Source organism: Streptomyces sp. NPDC046335 (assembly GCF_055587985.1).
Genome location: NZ_JBVJFF010000013.1, coordinates 139238 through 161554 on the forward strand (window position 1 = coordinate 139238; position 22317 = coordinate 161554).

The following is a 22317-nucleotide window of genomic DNA, read 5'->3' on the forward strand; positions in this document are numbered from 1 at the left end:
GTACCAAAGGTGACGATGCACGGTGAATGACGACAAGCTGCGCGACTATCTCAAGCGGGTGGCCGCCGACCTGCACCGGACCAAGCAGCGCCTCGGCGAGGCCGAGGCCAGGGACCGGGAGCCGGTCGCCGTCGTCGCGATGGGCTGCCGCTACCCCGGCGGTGTGCGGACCCCCGAGGCCCTGTGGCACCTCGTGTCGACAGGCACCGACGCGATCACGCCCTTCCCCGCCGACCGCGGCTGGGACCTGGCCGACCTGCACGACCCGGCGGGGGAGCGCCCCGGCACCACCTACAGCGCCGAGGGAGGCTTCCTCGACGACGTCGCCGGCTTCGACCCCGGCTTCTTCGGGATCTCCCCGCGCGAGGCCCTCGCCATGGACCCGCAGCAGCGGCTCTTCCTGGAGACCACCTGGGAGACCTTCGAACGCGCCGGGATCGACCCGCACACCCTGCGCGGCAGCCGCACCGGCGTCTTCGCCGGAGTCATGTACCAGGACTACGCGGTCCGCCTGCGCCAGGTCCCCGACGACGTCCAGGGCTACCTCGGCAACGGCAGCTCCGACAGCGTCGCCTCCGGCCGCATCGCCTACACCTTCGGCCTCGAAGGCCCCGCCGTCTCCGTCGACACCGCCTGCTCATCGTCACTGGTCGCCCTCCACCTGGCCTGCCAGGCGCTGCGGCACGGCGACTGCACGCTCGCGCTCGCGGGCGGCGCCATGGTGATGTCCACGCCGGTGCCGTTCGTGGAGATGAGCCGGCAGAACGGCCTCGCCGCCGACGGGCGCTGCAAGTCCTTCTCGGCCGCCGCCGACGGCACAGGATGGGGCGAGGGCGTCGGCATGCTCCTCCTGGAGCGCCTGTCCGACGCCCGCAGGAACGGCCACCCCGTACTCGCGCTCGTACGCGGCTCCGCCGTCAACCAGGACGGCGCCAGCAGCCGCCTCACCGCGCCGAACGGGCCCTCCCAGCAGCGCGTCATCCGCCAGGCCCTCGCCCACGCCCGCCTCGCGGCGGCGGACGTCGACGTCGTCGAGGCCCACGGCACCGGCACCCCGCTCGGCGACCCCATCGAGGCCCAGGCACTCCTCGCCACGTACGGCCGCGAGCACACCACAGAACAGCCCCTGCTCATCGGCTCCCTGAAGTCCAACATCGGCCACACCCAGGCCGCCGCCGGCGTGGGCGGCGTCATCAAGATGGTCCTCGCCATGCGGCACGGCGTGGTCCCGCCGTCCCTGCACGGCACTGACCTCACCCCGCAGGTCGACTGGTCCACGGGCGCGCTGAAGCTCGTCACGGACACCACACCCTGGCCCGAGACAGGCCGTCCGCGCCGCGCCGCCGTGTCCTCCTTCGGCGTCAGCGGCACCAACGGCCACGTCGTCCTCGAACAGGCCGAGCCCGCCGACACACCACCCCTCGCCGATGAGCACACCGGTCCCGTGCCCTGTGTCGTCTCCGCGCGCGACGGCGACGCCCTGCGTGCCCAGGCGGCCGCACTCCACGCCCGCCTGGACGAGCACCCCGACCTGCGCCTGCCGGACATCGCCCACAGCCTGGCGGTCGGCCGGGCCGCGCACGAGTACCGGGCCGCCCTCATCGCCGAGGACCGGCAGACACTGCTCGCCGGGTTGGACGCGCTCGCCCGCGACGCCGACCCGCTGCCGCCGGGCATCGTGCGCGGCACGGCCCGCACCGGCGAGGCCGTCGCCTTCGTCTTCCCCGGCCAGGGCTCCCAGTGGCCCGGCATGGCACGGGAACTCCTCGACGCCTCCCCGGCGTTCGCCGCCCGTATCGCGCAGTGCGCCGACGCCCTCGACCCGTACACCGACTTCTCACTCCTGGACGTGGTCAGCGGCGCCCCCGGCGCCCCAGGCCTCGACCGCGTGGACGTCGTGCAGCCCGCCCTGTTCGCGATGATGGTCTCCCTCGCGGAGGTGTGGCGCGCCCACGGCGTCGAGCCCGCGGCCGTGGTCGGCCACAGCCAGGGGGAGATCGCCGCGGCCTGCGTCGCCGGGGCCCTCACCCTCGACGACGCCGCGAAGGTCGTCGCCCTGCGCGCGAGGGCGCTGCGGTCCCTCGCCGGGCACGGCGGCATGGCGTCGGTCCAGCTCCCCGCCGACCGCGTACGCGAACGCGTCGCGCCCTGGAGCGGGCGGATCGCCCTCGCCGCCGTGAACGGCCCCGAGTCGGTCGCCGTCTCCGGCGACCCCGATGCCCTTGCCGAACTCCTCGCCGCCCTGGAAGCCGACGGCGTACGGGCCCGCGCCATCCCCGTCGACTACGCCTCGCACGGCCCGCACGTCGAGACGATCCGCGCGGAGCTGTCCGAGGCCCTCGCGGACATCGCGCCCCGCCCGGCCGCCGTGCCCATCTACTCGACCGTCACCGGCGGCCTCCTGGACACCGAGCGTCTCGACGCCGCCTACTGGTACGAGAACCTCCGCCACACCGTGCAGTTCGAGCAGGCCACCCACGCCCTGCTGGCCGACGGCCACCGCGTGCTCGTCGAAGTCAGCCCGCACCCCGTGCTGACCGCGGGGCTCCAGGACACCGCAGCCGCCGTCGGCACCGACGCCCTCGCCCTCGGCACGCTGCGCCGCGACGACGGCGGCCCGTGCCGCCTGCTCACCGCGCTCGCGGAAGTGCACGTGCGCGGCGTCCGCGTCGACTGGGACGCCGCCCTCACCCGGCACCGCCCCCGCCGCGTCGACCTGCCCACGTACGCCTTCCAGCGAGAACGGTACTGGCTCGAGGACACCGGTACGCCCGAGGGTGACGCCTCCTCGCTCGGCCTCGACCCCTCGGGGCACCCGCTCCTCGGCGCCGTCGTCGCGCTCGCCGACAGCGAGAGCCTGCTCTTCACCGGCAGGCTCTCGCTGCGCGCCCACCCCTGGCTCGCCGACCACGCCGTCCAGGGGAACGCCCTGCTGCCCGGCACCGCCTTCCTGGAACTCGCCGTCCTCGCGGGCGACCGCGCCGGCTGCCCCCGCGTCGACGACCTCACCCTCGAAGCACCCCTGACGCTGCCGCCGGAGGGAGGCGTCGTGCTGCGCCTGTCCGTCGGCGCGCCGGCCGCCGACGGCACCCGCACCCTGGCCCTGCACGCGCGGCCCGACGACCCGGACACCGACGAGGAGTGGACCCGCCACGCCACCGGCATCCTCGCCCCGGCGGCCCCCGCCCCGTCCGCCGCCGACCCGGCACCCTGGCCCCCGCCGGGCGCCGACCCTGTCGACCTCGACGGCATGTACGCGCGCTACGCCGAGGGCGGCTTCGCCTACGGGCCCGCCTTCCAGGGACTCACGGCCGCGTGGCGGCTCGGCGACGACCTGTACGCCGAGACAGCGCTGCCGCCCGAACTCCACCAGGAAGCCCGCCGGTTCACCTTGCACCCGGCGCTGCTCGACGCCGCTCTGCACGCCACCGGGCTCACCGCCGACGAGACGGGGGGCGACGGCGGCCGCATGCCCTTCGTCTGGTCGGGGGCGACCCTGCACGCGTCGGGCGCCGCCGCGCTACGCGTCCGCCTGACCCGGACCGCGCCGGACACCCTCGCCCTCGACGTCGCCGACGCCACCGGAAGCCCCGTCGCCTCCGTGGAGTCCCTGACCCTGCGCCCGGCCGCACCGGATGCCGCCGCGGCCCGCACCCACCACGACTCGCTGTTCCAGGTGGAGTGGGTTCCCGTCAGCTGCCCGCCCGCCCCCGCGGGCGCCGACTGGGCGGTCATCGGCCCCGACGACACCGGCCTGCCGACGACGACCGCCTATGCCGACACCGCAGCCCTCCTCGCCGCCCTCGACGCGGGTACGGCAGCGCCCGGGCTGGTGGTGTTGCCCCAACTCCCGTGCGGTGACGCCCCCGTGGCTGATGCGGGTGATGCGGGTGACGTGGAGGAAGTGCACGCCGCCGTCCACCGGGCTCTGGAAACCCTCCAGACCTGGCTCGCCGACGAGCGTCTCGCCGACACGCGGCTCGCCCTGGTCACCCGGGGGGCCGTCTTCACCGGGGGCGGCGTCGGCGACGCGCCCGCTGCCGACCTGGCCCGCGCGGCCGTGTGGGGCCTGGTGCGCTCGGCCCAGTCCGAACACCCCGGCCGCTTCGTCCTCGTGGACCTGGACCTGGACCCGGACCCGGACCCGGACAAGGACACGGCAGAGGAGACCGTCACCGCGGCCCCCGACTCGACGCTCACCTCGGCGCTCCACTCCGCGGAACAGCAACTCGCCGTACGCGGCGGCACGGTTCTCGTCCCCCGCCTCGCCAAGGTCCCCGCCACCGACCCGGTCCCGGTCGGCCTCGACCCCGACGGCACCGTCCTCGTCACCGGCGGCACCGGACTGCTCGGCTCCCGCGTGGCCCGCCACTTCGTGACCAGGCACGGCGTTCGCCACCTCCTCCTCGCCGGGCGACGCGGACCGGACGCACCGGGCGCCACGGAAATCACCGCGGAACTCACCGCACTCGGCGCCCACGTCACCGTCGCCGCCTGCGACGCCGCCGACCGGGACGCGCTGTCGGCACTGCTCGACACGGTCCCCGCCGGGCACCCCCTGACAGCCGTCGTGCACGCCGCGGGCGCCCTCGACGACGGTGTCATCACCTCCCTCACGCCCGACCGCGTCGACACCGTGCTGCGCCCCAAGGCCGACGCCGCTCTGCACCTGCACGAACTCACCAGGGACAAGGGGCTGCGGGCCTTCGTCCTCTTCTCATCCGCCGCGGGCACCTTCGGCGGCCCCGGACAGGGCAACTACGCCGCCGCCAACGCCTACGTGGACGCCCTCGCCCAGCGGCGCCACGCCCTCGGCCTGCCCGCGCAGTCCCTCGCCTGGACCCTCTGGGAGCAGCGCTCCGCCCTGACCGGCCACCTCGACGCCGCCGACCTGCGCCGCCTCGCCCGCTCGGGCATGCCGCCGCTCACCACCGAAGAGGGCCTCGCGCTCCTCGACGCGGCCCTCACCGTCGCCGCCCCGGCGCTGCTGCCGCTCCGGCTCGACCCGCGCGCTATGCGGGCCAGGGCCGCAGAGGGGGAGCCGATGCCACCGCTCCTGCGCTCCCTGGTACGCGTACCCGTGCCCGTACGCAGGGCCGCGGCCGCCGACGCGCCCCACGGAGGCAGCGGCACCGCACTGCCCGAGCGTCTCGCCGCGCTGTCCGAGGCCGAAGCCCTGCGCACACTCGTCCAGTTGGTGTGTGCGCAGGCCGCCGCGGTACTCGGCCACACCTCCGACGGCGCGGTCGTACCGGCGCGCGCCTTCCGTGACCTCGGCTTCGACTCCCTCGCCTCCGTCGAGTTGCGCAACCGCCTGAACACCGCCACCGGCCTGCGGCTGCCCGCCACGCTGGTCTTCGACCACCCGTCACCGGAGGCGCTCGCCGCGCACCTGCGGGACGAACTCACCGGGACGGGCACCAGGTCCACCGTGCCCGCACTCGCGTCAGCCGCGTCCGCCGTGGACGAACCGATCGCGATCGTCGCGATGGGCTGCCGCTTCCCCGGAGCGGTCCGCACCCCGGACGACCTGTGGCGGCTCGTCGCGTCCGGCGGCGACGGCATCTCCGCCTTCCCCGCCGACCGGGGCTGGGACCTCGACGCGCTCTACGATCCCGACCCCGGGCACACCGGCACCTCGTACGTACGCGAAGGCGGCTTCCTCACCGGTGCCGCCGACTTCGACCCCGACTTCTTCGGCATCTCGCCCCGCGAGGCGATCGCCATGGACCCGCAGCAGCGCCTCCTGCTCACCCTCACCTGGGAGGCGTTCGAGCGCGCCGGCATCGACCCTGCCGCGGTGCGCGGCACCCCTGCCGGTGTCTTCGTCGGCCTGATGCAGCAGGACTACGCGGTACGGCTCCTTCCGCACATCCCCGAGGACGTCGAGGGCTTCCTCGGCACCGGCAACTCCGGCAGCGTCGTGTCGGGCCGCATCGCCTACGCCTTCGGCCTCGAAGGCCCCGCCCTCACCATCGACACGGCGTGCTCCTCCTCGCTCGTGGCCCTGCACACAGCGGTGCAGTCGCTGCGCCGCGGCGAGTGCGCGCTCGCCCTCGCGGGCGGGGTCACCGTGATGTCCAGCCCCGAACTCTTCGTGGAGTTCAGCCGCCAGGGCGGCCTGGCGGCCGACGCCCGCTGCAAGTCCTTCGCCGCGGGCGCGGACGGCACCAGCTTCGGCGAAGGAGCCGGAATCCTGCTCCTGGAGCGTCTGTCGGATGCCCGTCGTCATGGCCGTCGGGTGTTGGCGGTGGTGGCGGGGAGTGCGGTGAATCAGGACGGTGCGAGCAATGGGCTGACGGCGCCCAATGGGCCGAGTCAGCAGCGGGTGATTCGTGCGGCGCTGGCTGATGCCGGGTTGTCGGCGGGGGATGTGGATGCGGTGGAGGCGCATGGCACGGGGACCACGCTGGGGGATCCGATCGAGGCGCAGGCGCTGCTTGCGACGTATGGCCAGGAACGCCCGGAGGGGCGGCCGCTGTGGCTGGGCTCCCTGAAGTCCAACATCGGGCATACCTCCGCGGCGGCCGGGATCGGCGGCGTCATGAAGATGGTCCTCGCGATGCGGCACGGGCTGCTGCCCCAGACCCTCCACGTCGATGAACCGACCCCTCAGGTCGACTGGTCGGCAGGTGAGGTACGGCTGCTCACCGAGGCCCGCGAGTGGAAGGCCGACGGGGCTCCGCGTCGCGCCGGGGTGTCGTCGTTCGGCGTGAGCGGGACGAACGCGCACGTGATTCTGGAGCAGGTGCCGGAGGTGGTTTCTGCTGAGGTTGCTGATGTGTGTGGGCCGGTGCCGTGGGTGGTGTCGGGGAAGTCGCCTGGGGCGTTGCGGGAGCAGGCGGGGCGGTTGTTTGAGGTGTGTGGTGAGGGTGTGCGGGTCGGTGATGTGGGGTTGTCGCTTGCGGTGACGCGGGCGGTGCATGACTGCCGGGCCGTGGTGGTGGGTGACCGGCAGCAACTAAGCGATGGGCTGCGGGCGTTGGCGTTGGGTGAGCCGTCTGCGTTTGTGGTGGAGGGGCGGGCGTCGGTGTCCGGGGGGACGGTGTTCGTGTTCCCGGGGCAGGGTGCGCAGTGGGCGGGTATGGCGCGGGAGCTGCTGGATGAGTCTCCCGTCTTTGCGGCAAGCATGCAGGAGTGTGCGGAGGCTCTTGGTCCGTTTGTGGAGTGGTCGTTGTGGGAGGTGGTGCGCTCGGGTGTGGGGCTTGAGCGGGTGGATGTGGTGCAGCCGGTGTTGTTCGCGGTGATGGTGTCGTTGGCGGAGGTGTGGCGTTCGTTCGGGGTGGTGCCTGCTGCGGTGGTGGGGCATTCGCAGGGTGAGATTGCGGCGGCGGTGGTGGCGGGGGGTTTGTCGCTGGCGGATGGTGCGCGGGTGGTGGCGTTGCGCAGCCGGGCGATTGTGGGGTTGGCCGGGCGGGGCGGGATGGTGTCGTTGGCGGTGTCCGCGGAGCGGGCTGGCGAGTTGGTTGGGGGGTGGCCGGGGTGTTTGTGGGTGGCGGCGGTCAATGGTCCCTCGTCGGTGGTGGTTTCCGGGGACAGCGGTGCGTTGGAGGAGTTGCTGGAGTCCTGCGAGCGGCAGGAAGTGCGGGCACGCCGGATCGATGTGGACTACGCCTCGCACTCGGCGCACGTTGAGGCTATTGAGCAGGAGTTGGCTGACGCCCTGAGCGGGATTACGCCCGTCGAGGGCGGGGTGCCGTTGTGGTCGACGGTGAGGGGGGAGTGGCTGGATACCTCGGTGATGGATGCGGGGTATTGGTATGCGAATCTGCGGGGGACGGTGGGTTTTGAGGGTGCTGTGCGGGGTTTGGCGGGTGCGGGGTTTGGTGCGTTCGTTGAGGTGAGTCCGCATCCGGTGCTGGCCATGGCGGTCGAGGAGACGTTGGAGGCGGCCGGGGCAAATGCTGTGGTGGTGGGCACGCTGCGGCGGGACGAGGGTGGTCTGCGGCGCATGCTGCTGGCCGCGGGGCAGGCCCACGCGTACGGTATTCCGGTCGACTGGTCGGCTGCTTTCGAAGGCACCGGGGCCACCCCCACCGAACTGCCCACCTACCCCTTCCAGGAACGCCGTCTCTGGCTGGACGTCCCGACCACCAGTTGGGATGTCGCCTCCGCGGGGCTCGGGACCACAGGGCACCCGCTCCTGGGCGCCGCCGTGGAGATCGCCGACACCGGTGAACTCCTGTGCACCGGCCGCCTCTCACGCCGTACCCACCCGTGGCTGGCCGAGCACGCGGTCCAGGGCACCGTCCTGTTCCCCGGCACCGCCTTCCTGGAGCTCGCGCTGCGCGCCGCCGCCGAAGCCGGCTGCGCCACGGTGGAGGAACTCACCCTGGCCGCACCGCTCGTGCTGCCCGACGAAGGTGCCGTCCGCGTTCAGGTGCGGCTCGGGGCGCCGGACGAGGATGGGCGACGGCCGCTCGGCCTCTTCTCGCGGGCCGACCGCGAGGCCGACCGTGAGACCGACCGCGAGGCTGAGCCTGACACCCAGCGTGAGACCGGGCGCGAGAGCGAGCCGGAGTCCGGGGCCGTGCCCGCGTGGACCGCCCACGCCACCGGAACCGTCGCACCCGCGGCCCGGCCCGCCGGGCCCGCCTTCGTCGCCTGGCCGCCGCCCGGGGCCGAGGCCGTGGACATCGAGGACCTCTACGAACGGTTCGCGGCCGCCGGATACTCGTACGGGCCCACGTTCCGGGGCATCCGCGCCGCCTGGGCACGGGACGGCGAGATCTGCGCCGAACTCGTCCTGGACGAGCGGCAGCACGCCGACGCCCCCGCGTACCGTCTGCACCCGGCGCTCCTCGACGCCGCGCTACAGACTGCCGCCCTGCTGCCCGGCCGCGACGACACCGCGCGTCTGCCGTTCAGCTGGAACGACGTGACCTCGCATACTCCGGGGGCCACCGCCGTACGGGTCCGGCTCACCGCCGAGGGACCCGAAGTCGTCGCCCTGACCGTGTACGACATCGCGGGGCAGGAGGTCCTGTCGGCCGGTTCGCTCGCCCTGCGCCCCGCTGCGGCGGGAGCGGCGCGGCGCGCGGGAGGCGGCCGGGACGGGTTGCACCGGGTGGACTGGGTGCCCGCGCCGGAAGCCAAGAGCACTACCGAAGAGGTCAGTTGGGGCGACCTGGCCATCCTGCGTGCCGAGCCGGACAGCCCCGTACCCGCCCTGGTCGTAGCGGACTGCCCACGGCCGGAGACCGCGCACGGCGGCCAGGACGAGTGCGCCGCGTTCCACGCCGTCAGTGCCGAGTGCCTCGCCCTGGTGCAGGAGTGGCTGTCCGACGAGAGGTTCGACGGCTCCGTCCTCGCCGTCGTCACACAGGGCGCGGTGTCCACCGGGCCCGGCGACCGGACGGCGGCGGACTGGACGCGGTCCGGCGTGTGGGGGCTGGTGCGGACGGCGCAGAGCGAACACCCCGGCCGGTTCCGGCTCGTGGACCTGGACGGGCGGCCGGAATCGCGTGCCGCCCTGCCCGCCGCGCTCGCCTCGGGCGAACCCCAGGCAGCCGTGCGCGCCGGCGAGGTGCTCGTGCCGCGCCTGACCGCAGGGCCCGGCCGGGACACCCTGGTGCCACCCCCGGACAGTGCGGACGGCTGGCAGATCGCCCTGACCGGGGACGGCACGGTCGACGGGCTCACGACCGTGCCCGCGCCCGAGGCGCTCGCCCCGCTCGGCGCGGGCCAAGTGCGTGTCGCCGTACGGGCCGCGGGTCTCAACTTCCACGACGTGGTGGTCTCCCTCGGGCTCGACCCCGACCAGGCGGCGCTCGGCAGTGAGGGCGCCGGGGTCGTCCTGGAGGTCGGCGAGGGCGTCGGTGACCTCACGCCAGGGGACCGGGTGATGGGTGTCTTCGGCGGCGCCTTCGGTCCGACCGCAGTCGCCGACCGGCGCACCCTCGCCCCGATTCCGGCCGGCTGGTCCTTCGCGCAGGCCGCGTCGGTGCCGATCGTCTTCCTCACCGCGTACTACGGGCTGTTCGACCTCGGCGGGCTGCGGCGCGACCAGTCGGTCCTGGTGCACGCGGCGGCGGGCGGCGTCGGCATGGCCGCCGTCCAGCTCGCCCGGCACGCCGGAGCCGAGGTGTACGGGACGGCGAGCCCCGCCAAGCAGGACGTGCTGCGGGCCTGCGGCCTGGCCGACGGCCACATCGCCTCCACGCGCACCCTCGACTTCGCCGACCGCTTCCTTGAAGCCAGTGACGGCCGGGGCGTGGACGTCGTACTCGACTGCCTGGCCCGGGAGTTCGTCGACGCGTCGCTGGCGCTGCTGCCGCGCGGCGGCCGGTTCGTGGAGATGGGCAAGACCGACGTACGCGACGCCGACGAGGTGGCACGCGACCACCCCGGCGTCCACTACCGGGCGTTCGACCTGATGGAGGCCGGAGCGGAGCGGATCGGCGCCATGCTCGCCGAGGTCCTGTCCCTGTTCGAGCGGGGAGTCCTGACGCCGCTGCCCCTCACCTGCTGGGACCTGCGGCAGGCCCCGCAGGCCTTCCGCCACCTGAGCCAGTCCCGGCACATCGGCAAGAACGTCCTCACCCTGCCCGCGCCCCTCGACCCGGAGGGCACCGTCCTGATCACCGGCGGCACCGGCACCCTCGGCGGACTCGTCGCCCGCCACCTGGTCACCGCCCACGGCGTTCGCCGACTGCTGCTGACGGGGCGCCTCGGCATGGGCGCCCCGGGGGCCGAACGGCTCGTGCGGGAACTCGGCGATGCGGGCGCCGACGTGACCGTCGCGGCGTGCGACGTGACCGACCGCGCCGCGCTCGCCGGACTCCTCGCGGGCGTACCGAAGGCGCACCCGCTCACCGGCGTCGTGCACGCCGCCGGAGTCCTCGACGACGCCACCGTCACCGCGCTCACGCCCGACCGGCTCGCACGTGTCCTGCGGCCCAAGGCGGACGCCGCGCTCGCCCTGCACGAGCTGACCCGGGAGCACGACCTGGCAGCCTTCGTCCTGTTCTCGTCGGGTGCCGCCCTCCTCGGCGGCGCGGGGCAGGCCAACTACGCCGCCGCCAACGCCGCGCTCGACGCCCTGGCCGCACACCGCCGCGTGGAAGGGCTGCCCGCCGTGTCCGTCGCGTGGGGCATGTGGGAGGAGCGCAGCGCCCTGACCGGGCACCTCACCGACGCCGACGTACGGAAGATGGCGCGCGGCGGCATCGGCGCCCTGTCCACCGAAGCGGCCCTCGCGCTCCTCGACGTGGCCCTGACCGCGGCGCAGCCGCACGTACTGGCCGCCGCCGTCGACACGGCCAGGCTGCGCGCGACGGTCGCCACGGGCACCCCGCTGCCGCCACTGCTCAGCGGTCTCGTGCGTGGTGCGCGCAGGGACGCCGCACCCGCGGCGACGGCCGGGCCCGCCGCGTCCTCGCTCGCCGAACAGTTGGCGGGCCTGTCGCCCGCCGAGGCGCACCGGGTCCTGGTCGACCTGGTGCGCGGCAACGCGGCAGCCGTCCTCGGCCACGCATCCACCGACCTGATCGGCGCGGAACGGCCGTTCAAGGAGCTCGGCTTCGACTCCCTCACCGGCGTTGAGCTGCGCAACCGGCTCATGGCGGTGACCGGGACACGGCTGCCGGCCGCGCTGGTCTTCGACCACCCCACCCCCGAAGCGCTCGCCCGCCACCTCGCGGCCCGGCTCCTCACCGGTTCCGCACCGGCAGCTCCGCCGGGCACCGCCGAACTCGACCGGCTCGACGCGCTCGCGGCCGAACTCGCCGACGCGGGCACCGAAGGGACGCGGCTCCGCGCCGACCTGGCCCGGCGGCTGCGCGGCGCCCTCGCCCGCCTCGAACCGGCGACGGCCGCCGCAGGGGCCGACGGCGGCGCGGACTCCGCCGAAGCCGTCGAGTCCGCCACCAACGAAGAGATCTTCGACCTGATCGACAAGGAGCTGGGCATCTCGTGAGTCCCGTCCCGACCACGCCGTCCCGACGCGCCCACGGAGGGTCCCGGTGAGCGAACAGAACGAGCAGAAGCTGCGCGACTACCTCAACCGCGTCACCATCGACCTGCGGGACACCCGCCGAAGGCTGCGCGAGGCCGAGGCCCGCGGCCGTGAGCCGATCGCCGTGGTCTCGATGAGCTGCCGCTTCCCCGGCGGCGTCCGTACCCCCGAGGAGCTGTGGGACATCCTGGCCGCGGGCCGCGACACCGTCACCGGTGTGCCCGGCGACCGCGGCTGGGACACCGCCCGGCTCACCGCGGGCGGCGTGCCCTGCCGGGGCGCGTTCATCGACGGCGCCGCCGACTTCGACGCCGAGTTCTTCGCCGTGTCGCCGCACGAGGCCCTCGCGATGGACCCGCAGCAGCGGCTGCTGCTCCAGGCCGCGTGGGAAGCCGTCGAACGCGCGGGCATCGACCCGGCGGCACTGCGCGCCACCCGCACCGGCGTGTTCGCCGCCGCCATCGACCAGGGCTACGCCCAGCTCGGCACCGGAGCCGCCGAGATCGTCCAGGGCTTCCTGATGACCGGCAACTCGATGAGCGTCATGTCCGGCCGCATCGCCTACGCGCTCGGTCTGGAGGGCCCTGCGGTCACCGTCGACACCGCCTGCTCTGCGTCGCTCGTCGCCCTGCACCAGGCGGCGCGGGCGTTGCGCGCGGAGGAGTGCTCGCTCGCCCTGGCGGGCGGCGTGACCGTGATGTCGCGGCCGTCGGTGTTCACCGAGTTCAGCCGGCAGGGGGCGATGGCCGCCGACGGCCGCTGCAAGCCGTTCTCGGCCGCCGCCGACGGCACAGGCTGGGGCGAGGGCGTCGGCATGCTCCTCCTGGAGCGCCTGTCGGACGCCCGCAGGAACGGCCACCCCGTCCTCGCCGTGCTGCGCGGCTCCGCCGTTAACCAGGACGGCGCCAGCAACGGTCTCACCGCGCCGAACGGGCCCAGCCAGCAGCGCGTCATCCAGGACGCCCTCGCCGACGCGGGACTGTCCGCCGCCGACGTCGACGCCGTCGAGGCCCACGGCACCGGCACCACCCTCGGCGACCCCATCGAGGCCGACGCGCTGCTGGCCACGTACGGCAGGGACCGGCGCGCCGAACAGCCCCTGTGGCTCGGCTCGCTGAAGTCCAACATCGGTCACACCCAAGCCGCCGCCGGGGTCGCGGGCGTCATCAGGACGGTCCTCGCGTTGCGCCACGGGCTGCTGCCCCGGACCCTGCACATCACCGAGCCGACACCGCACGTGGACTGGAGCGTGGGCGGCGTCGCGCTCCTGACCGAGGCCAGGGAGTGGCCCGAGGCCGGCGGGCCGCGCCGCGCGGGCGTCTCCTCCTTCGGCATGAGCGGCACCAACGCCCACGTCATCCTCGAACAGGCCCCGGAGCCCGAGCAGCCGCCCGGGCCCACGGGCACCGCCCCGGACGTCGTGCCGTGCGTGCTCTCCGGGCGCACCGCTGCCGCCCTGCGTGACCAGGCCGTACGCCTCAGGGCGCGCCTCGCCGCCGACCCGGAGGCGCGCCTCGCCGACATCGGCTACTCGCTCGCCACCACGCGGACCGCGTTCGCGCACCGCGCCGCCGTGACGGCCGCCGGGCGCGGTGAACTCCTCGCGGCGCTCGACGAGGTGGCCCGCGCCCCGGAGAGCGCCACGGCCGCCGTCACCGGCCTCGCGGAGCCAGGGCCCGGCCGGGTCGCCATGGTCTTCCCGGGGCAGGGCGCACAGTGGCCCGGCATGGGCCGCGAACTCCTCGACACGGCACCGGAGTTCGCCCGCTCCATGGCCGCCTGCGATGACGCGCTGACCCCCTACGTGGACTGGTCGCTGCACCACGTCGTACGAGGCGGGCCCGGCGCGGCCCCGCTGGACCGGGTGGACGTGGTGCAGCCCGCGCTCTTCGCGACGATGGTGTCGCTGGCCGCCCTGTGGCGGTCCTGGGGTGTCGAACCGGACGCGGTGGTGGGGCACTCCCAGGGGGAGATCGCCGCGGCCGTGGTCGCCGGGGCGCTGTCCCTGGAGGACGGGGCGAAGGTCGTCGCCCTGCGCAGCCGGGCCATCGCCGGGCTCACGGGCGACGGCGGCATGGTCTCGCTCGCGGTGCCGTACGAGCGGGCCGAGGAGGTGATCGCCCCCTGGGCCGAGCGGCTCTCGGTCGCCGCCGTCAACGGCCCCGCGTCCGTGGTGGTATCCGGCGACGCGGCGGCCCTCGCCGAACTGACCGGGGCATGTGAGGCGAGCGGCGTCCGGGCCCGTACGGTCCCCGTCGACTACGCCTCGCACTCCGCGCACGTCGAGGGCATCGAGCAGGAGGTCCTCGCGGCCCTCTCCGGCATTACCCCGGCCGCCTCCCGCATCCCGCTCTTCTCCACCGTCACCGGGGGCCGGCTGGACACCACGGCCATGGACGCCGGGTACTGGTACCGGAACCTGCGCCGCACCGTCCGCTTCGACACCGCCGTCCGCGCGCTCGCCGAGCTGGGCCACGGCGTCTTCCTCGAAGTGTCCCCGCACCCCGTCCTGACGGTGCCGGTCCAGGACACCGCCGAGTCCGCGGGCGTCCCCGACGCCGTCGTCACCGGCACCCTGCGCCGCGACGAGGGCGACCTCCGCCGCGCCCTCACCTCCCTGACCGAACTGTGGACGCGCGGCGTGCCGGTGGACTGGCGGAAGGTGTACGGGGGCTGGGACGCGCTCCGCGTCGACCTGCCCACGTACCCGTTCCAGCAGCGCCGCCACTGGCTGACGCCCGCATCGCCGCCGCCGCCCGTCGATGGCGACACGGGCTTCTGGGACCTGGTGGAACGCGGCGACGTCACGGAAGCGGCCACCGCCCTCGCCGTCGACACCGAGCCGCTCCGCGAGGTTCTGCCCGCCCTGGACCACTGGCGCCGCAGGAACGCCCCGGCCGCCTCCGACGCCTGGCGCTACCGCGTGGCCTGGCACCCCGCCCCCGACCCGGCGGCCCCCGCGCTCGGCGGAACGTGGCTGGTCCTGGTACCCGAGGGCCACGAGAAGAGCGAAACGGTACGGGACACCGTACGGGCTCTTCGGGCACACGGGGCAGCGGTGCTCACGGCGGACGTGACAACCGACGTGACCGCCGGGGACGACCGGCCCCGGGATGGCGATGCCCGCCGGGACGGTGACGCCTGCGGGGACGGCGGTGTCTGCCCTGACGGCGACTCCCACCCCGACCGCGACGCCCGCCCTACCGCCGGTCGCGTCCGCCTCGCTGCCACCGTCACCGCCGCTGTCGGTGACCGTCCGCTCGCTGGGGTTCTCTCTCTTCTCGGTCTGGCCGATCGTCCGGCGCCCGACCATCCGGGTCTGCCCGTCGGCACGGGCCTGACGCTCGCGCTCGTTCAGGCGCTCGGGGACCTCGGTGTCACCGCGCCCCTGTGGTGCGCCACCCGCGGTGCCGTCTCCACGAGTGCGGGCGATCCGCTGACCGCGCCCGCGCAGGCGCAGGTCTGGGGCACCGGCATGGTCGCCGCCCTCGAACACCCGGAGCGCTGGGGCGGACTGATCGACCTGCCCGACACGGTCGACGCCCGGGCCGGAGAACGGCTGTGCGCCGCGCTCGGCGGCGCGGACGGCGAGGACCAGCTCGCGGTGCGCCCCACCGGCCTCTACGTCCGCCGACTCGTGCGCGCTCCCCGCCCCGGCCGCCCCACGCGCGCCTGGAAGCCACGGGGCACCGTCCTGCTCACCGGCGGCACCGGCGCCCTCGGCCCGCACCTGGCGCGCTGGCTGGCCCGCGGCGGCGCCGCGCACCTGGTGCTGCCCGGGCGGCGCGGTCATGACGTCCCCGGAGCGGACGAGCTGCGCGCGGAGCTGGCCGCGTCCGGCACGACACTCGCGATGCCCGCCTGCGACCTGGCCGACCGCAGCCAGGTCGAACGGCTCATCGCCGGGCTCGAAGCGGACGGCACACCCGTCACCGCCGTCGTGCACGCCGCCGCGTACATCGCACTCGCCCCGCTCGACACCATCCCCGTATCGGCGTACGAGCGTGTCGTCGCCGCCAAGGCGGCGGGCGCGGCGCACCTCGACGCCCTGCTCGACCGCGAACTCGACGCGTTCGTGCTGTTCTCCTCGATCGCCGGCGTCTGGGGAAGCGGCGACCACGGCGCGTACTCCGCGGCCAACGCCCACCTCGACGCCCTCGCCCAGTACCGGCGCGGCCGCGGCCTGAGCGCGACCACCGTCGACTGGGGCATCTGGCGGGCGGCGCCCGTGGCCGAGGACGGCACGCCGGCCACCGAGGACGCCGGCCTCTTCAACCTGGAGGAGCACGGCCTGCCGCGGATCGACGCCGAGCGGGCGCTCGGCGCGCTCCAGCAGGTCCTCGACGACGACGAGACGCTCGTGACCGTCGCCGACGTCAACTGGGAGCAGTTCGCCCCGGTGTTCACCTCCAGCCGCCCCAGCCCGCTTCTGAGCACCGTCCCCGAAGCCCGCCGCGCCCTGGAGGGGCACGGCGAAGGCGACGCCCCCGCCGCCTCCGGCCTGCGGCGGCGCCTCACCGCGCTGCGACAGCCCGTGGAGCGGGACCGGCTGCTGCTCGACCTCGTCCGCGGCCACGCCGCAGCCGTCCTCGGCCACGACCGCGCCGACGCCGTACCGCCCGGCAAGGCATTCCAGGAGCTGGGCTTCGCGTCCCTCACCGCCGTCGAACTCCGCAACCGCCTCAACAAGGCCACCGGCCTGCGGCTGCCGTCGACCCTCGTCTTCGACCACCCGTCGGCCGCCGCACTCGCCGCCCACCTGAAGTCCTGCCTGCTCGGCGCGGACGAGACAGCGGCGGCAGCGGTGGCGGACACCCGCCCCGAAGCGGCCGACGAGCCGATCGCCATCGTCTCCATGGGCTGCCGCCTGCCCGGCGGCGTCACGTCACCCGAGGAACTCTGGCGGCTGCTCGCCGACCGGGGCGACGCCGTCACCGGATTCCCCGCCGGGCGCGGCTGGGACCTCGACACGCTCTACGACCCCGACCCGGAGAACCCGGGCACCTCGACCACCCGGCACGGCGGATTCCTGCACGACGCCGCCGACTTCGACGCCGCCTTCTTCGGCATATCGCCCCGCGAGGCCCTCGCCATGGACCCGCAGCAGCGGCTCCTCCTGGAGACCTCCTGGGAGGCACTGGAACGCGCGAACCTGGACCCGGAGACGCTGCGCGGCAGCCGTACCGGTGTCTTCACCGGCGTCAACTACAGCGACTACGGTGCCGCGGTCGCCCGCTCAGCCGAAGGCGAGGGCCATCTGCTGACCGGCAGTGCCCCCAGCGTCGTCTCCGGACGCGTCGCGTACACCCTCGGCCTTGAGGGCCCGGCGGTCACCGTCGACACCGCCTGCTCGTCGTCCCTGGTCGCCCTGCACCTGGCCGCCCGCGCACTGCGCGCGGGGGACTGCTCGCTGGCCCTGGTCGGCGGCGTCGCGGTGATGGCGACACCCGGCGCGCTCATCAGCTTCTCGCGGCAGCGCGGCCTCGCGGCCGACGGCAGGTGCAAGGCGTTCGCGGACGACGCCGACGGCATGGGCATGGGCGAAGGAGCCGGCGTGCTGCTCGTCGAGCGGCTGAGCGAGGCCCGCCGACACGGCCACCCCGTCCTCGCGGTGCTGCGGGGCTCCGCCGTCAACCAGGACGGCGCGAGCAACGGCCTCTCGGCCCCCAACGGGCCCAGCCAGCAGCGCGTCATCCGCGCCGCCCTCGCCGACGCGGGCCTGTCCGGCGCGGACGTCGACGTGGTGGAGGCCCACGGCACCGGAACCACCCTGGGCGACCCCATCGAGGCGCAGGCGCTGCTCGCCACGTACGGCCAGGACCGGCCCGCCGAGCGGCCCCTCCTCATCGGCTCCCTCAAGTCCAACATCGGCCACACGCAGGCGCTTTCGGGCGTCGCGGGCGTCATGAAGACGGTCCTTGCCCTGCGCCACGCCACCGTCCCGGCCACGCTCCACGCCGACCGGCCCACCACCCACGTCGACTGGACCGAGGGCGATGTCACGCTGGCGACCGAGGCTGTCCGGTGGCCCGAGACGGGCAGGCCGCGCCGCGCGGGCGTCTCCTCCTTCGGTCTCAGCGGCACCAACGCCCACGTCGTCCTGGAGCAGGCCCCGGAGCTTCCCGAACCCGCGGAGACCGGGCAGGCCGCCGAGCCGACCGCCCCGACGCCCGAGCCGCCCCCGGCCGCTCCGGTCGTGCCCTGGCTCCTGTCGGCCCGTTCCGCCGACGCCCTGCGCGCCCAGGGCGACCGGCTCCTCCGGCACCTGACACGGCCGGACGCGCCCCCCGTGGCGGACGTGGCCCTGTCCCTCGCCGGACGGACCGCCTTCGCCCACCGCGCCGTCCTCGTCGGCGGCCAGGACAGCCTGCTGCCCGCCCTGAAGGAGTGGGCGGCCGGCGGTGACCCCGCGGCGAGCGGTACCGCCGACCCCGAGGCCCGCACCGTCCTGATGTTCCCGGGGCAGGGCTCGCAGTGGACCGGCATGGCCCGTCAACTGCTCGACGAGTCACCGGAGTTCGCCACCGGCATGCGGGCCTGCGCGGACGCGCTCGCCCCGCACGTCGACTGGTCGCTGCTCGACGTCGTGCGCGACGGCAGCGGCCTGGAGCACGTCGACGTGGTGCAGCCCGTCCTCTTCGCCGTGATGGTGTCCCTCGCGCGCCTGTGGCGGGCGTACGGCGTCGTCCCCGACGCCGTCGTCGGGCACTCCCAGGGCGAGATCGCCGCTGCCGTGGTGGCCGGCGCGCTGTCCCTGGACGACGGGGCGAAGGTCGTCGCCCTGCGCAGCCGCGCGATCGCCCGGCTCGCGGGGCGCGGCGGCATGGTGGCGCTCGCGCTGCCCTCGCGACAGGCCGCCGAGCGGATCACGGCCTGGGACGGACGGCTGTCCCTGGCGGCGGTCAACGGGCCGTCGGCGGTGGTGGTCTCCGGTGACGTGGACGCTCTGGACGAGCTCGCGGCGGCATGCGCGGCGGACGGGGTGCGCGCCCGGCGCCTCGACGTCGACTACGCCTCCCACTCGGCCCACATGGAAGCCCTCGAAGCCGAACTGGCCACCGCGCTCAAGGACATCGAGCCCACCGCGTCCGACATCCCGCTGTACTCCACGGTGACGGACCGCTGGCTGGACACGGCGACCATGGACGCCCGCTACTGGTACGCCAACCTCCGCCGCACCGTGGGCTTCGAGTCCGCCGTCCGCGCCCTCGCCGCGGCGGGCCACCGCACGTACATCGAGGTGAGCCCGCACCCCGTCCTCACCCCGGCCGTGGAGGAGACCCTGGAGTCGGCGGGCGCCGCTGCGGCCGTGCTCGGCACGCTGCGGCGCGAGGAGGGCGGCATGGAGCGCATGCTGCTGTCCCTCGGCGCAGCGTGGGCGCACGGCGTCCCCGTCGACTGGACGCCGCTCTTCGCGGGCACCGACGCCCGCCGGGTCGACCTGCCCACGTACGCCTTCCAGCACCAGCCCTACTGGGCCGTGCCGGGCCCGGACACCGGCGGCGACGTCACGGCGGCGGGTCTCGGCGCGACCGGGCACCCGCTCCTCGGCGCGGCCGTCGAACTCGCCGACACCGGCGAGACGCTGCTCAGCGGGCGGATCTCGGTGCGTACCCACTCCTGGCTCGCGGACCACGCCGTATCGGACGTCGTGCTGCTGCCCGGCGCCGCGTTCGTGGACCACGCCGTCCGCGCCGGGGACGAGGCCGGCTGCCCCGTCCTGGAGGAACTCACCCTCCAGGCGCCCCTGGTGCTGCCCGCGACCGGCGGCGTGCAGCTCCAGGTACGCGTCGGTGCCCCGGACGGCTCCGGCCGCCGCACCGTGGACGTACACGGCAGGCCGGACGCCGCGGCCGACGCGCCGTGGACGCCGCACGCCGCCGGATTCCTGGCCGAAGCGGCCGCAGAAGGGCCGCCGGTGGACGGGGCGGGCCGGCCTCCGGCCGGTGCCGATCCTGTCGACGTCGACGGCCTCTACGAGCGCTTCGCCGCGGCCGGGTACGGATACGGCCCCGCCTTCCAGGGGCTGCGTGCCGCCTGGCGCCAAGGGGACGACCTGTACACCGAGGTGAGCCTGGACGAGGGGCAGCAGGCGGCGGCCGCCCGCTTCGGCATCCACCCCGCGCTGCTCGACGCGGCGCTCCAGGGGCTGTGGCTGGCCCCCGGTGGCGCCGGGGGCGCGGACCTCGCGCCGGGCACCGCACGGCTGCCGTTCGCGTGGACCGGCGTGACCCTGCACGCCTCCGGCGCCACCGCACTGCGCGTCCGCATCTCCCCGAACACCGAAGGGACCGTGACCCTCACCGCGCACGACCTCTCCGGCCGCCCGGTGGTCACGGTGGACGGACTCGGCGTCCGGCCCGTCGACGTCGACACCCTGCGCGCCGCCACCGCTCCGGCGGCGGACGACTCCCTGTACCGCCTGGAGTGGACACCCGTGTCCGCCCCGGCCGGGGCCCGCGCCCGGCCTGCCCGCTGGGCCGCCGTCGGCCGCGCCGTACTGCCGCCCGACATCTGCCCGGCCTACCCGGACCTCAAGGCCCTCGCCGAATCCGTCGGTCAAGGGGCAGCCGTCCCCGACGTCATCCTCGCGCCCTGCCCGGAGGCCGAAGGGGACGACGCGCACGCCGTGGCGGGCGTCGTCCGCGCCACCCTCGAACTGCTCCAGGCATGGCTCGCCGACGACCGGCTCGCCGACACGCGCCTGGTGTTCCTCACGCGCGGCGCCGTACGCACGGGACCGGACGAGGGCCTGAGTGACCTCGCGGCCGCGGCGGCACGCGGCCTGGTGCGCTCGGCCCAGTCCGAGCACCCCGGCCGTCTCGTCCTCGTCGACGCGCCGGACGGCGACGACCTCCCCGCCCTGCTGCCGGACGCCCTGAACCTGGACGAACCCCAACTCGCCCTGCGAGGCGCGCGACTGCTGGCCGCCCGCCTCGTCCGGGTACCGGCGCCGGAGGAAGCCGACGAGCTCCCCGCACCGCTGGACCCCGACGGCACCGTCCTCGTCACCGGCGCCGGCGGCGTGCTCGGCGGGCTCGTGGCCCGGCATCTCGCGGCCGCGCACGGGGTGAAACACCTGCTCCTGGCCGGGCGGCGCGGAGCGGACGCGCCGGGGGCCGCCGCGCTGCTCGCGGACCTCCAGGGCCTCGGCTGCGAGGTGGAGTTCGCGGCGTGCGACGTCGCCGACCCCGCCGCCGTAGCGGAGCTGCTCGCGAGGGTGCAGGACGAGCACCCCCTGACGGGTGTCGTGCACGCCGCCGGCGTCCTCGACGACGGCGTCCTCACCTCGCTCACCCCCGAACGTCTCGACCGCGTCCTGCGGCCCAAGGCTGACGCGGCCCTCACCCTCCATGAGGCGACACGCCATCTGCCGCTGTCCGCGTTCGTCCTCTTCTCCTCGGCGGCGGGTGTCATCGGCAACGCGGGCCAGGCCAACTACGCGGCCGCCAACGCCTACCTGGACGCCCTGGCCGAGCACCGCAGTGCCGAGGGGCTGCCCGCTCAGTCCCTCGCCTGGGGCCTGTGGGAACAGCGCAGCGACATGACCGGCACGCTGGAGGGAGCGGGACTGCGGCGCATGGCACGCGGCGGCGTCGCCGCGCTCTCCGACACCCAGGGCCTCGCGCTGTTCGACGCCGCGCTGCGCCTCGACGACGCGCTGCTCGTGCCCGTACGTCTCGACACGGCCCGGCTCCGGGCAGGCGCCGCGCGCGGCTCGGTACCGCCGCTGCTGCGTGGCCTCGTGCGCGGCGTCCGGCCCACCGCTGCCAGGTCCGACGCCGCTCAAGCGGCGTCGCTGCACGAGCGGTTGGCGCTCCTGGGTCCTGAGGAGCGCAGGGACAGGATCGAGGATCTCGTACGGGCCCGCGTCGCCGACGTCCTCGGACACGGGGGTCCCGAAGCGATCGACCCGGAGCAGGCGTTCAAGGACCTCGGATTCGACTCCCTGACCGCCGTCGACCTCCGCAACCGCCTCAACGCGGCCACCGGCCTGCGCCTTCCCGCCACCCTCGTCTTCGACCACCCGACCCCGGCCGCCGCGGCCGCGTACATGAGCGCGCGCCTCGCACCGGCCACCGAACCCGCGGCCCCCGCCGACCCGGACGACGACCGGGAGCTGCGACGGCGGCTCGCCGCTGTCCCGGTGGCGCGGCTGCGCGAGGCCGGACTCCTGGACGCGGTGCTCCGCCTCACCGAGACCGAAGCCGGGGGAACGGACGGCGGGGGAGCGGACACCGGGGGAGCGGACGGCGGAGGGACGGACCTCGCGGACGACCCCGGCGCGATCAACGACATGGAAGTGGACGCACTCGTGCGGATGGCACTGGGCGGCGGCGAGCGTGCCTGATCCGGCGCGG

Annotated in this window: 2 protein-coding genes; both read left to right on the top strand. The window is 75.1% G+C overall.

Annotation, left to right across the window (positions count from 1 at the left end):
* The first annotated feature begins 22 nt into the window (after window positions 1-22).
* Window positions 23-11917, top strand: coding sequence for an SDR family NAD(P)-dependent oxidoreductase (locus ACZ6JY_RS30655; protein WP_469201018.1), 11895 nt, complete (start codon window positions 23-25; stop codon window positions 11915-11917).
* Window positions 11918-11963: 46 nt separating this feature from the next.
* The gene (locus tag ACZ6JY_RS30660; RefSeq protein WP_469201020.1) at window positions 11964-22307 is read left to right on the top strand and encodes a type I polyketide synthase; all 10344 of its coding nucleotides are present in this window, start codon (window positions 11964-11966) and stop codon (window positions 22305-22307) included.
* The last annotated feature ends 10 nt before the right edge of the window (window positions 22308-22317 follow it).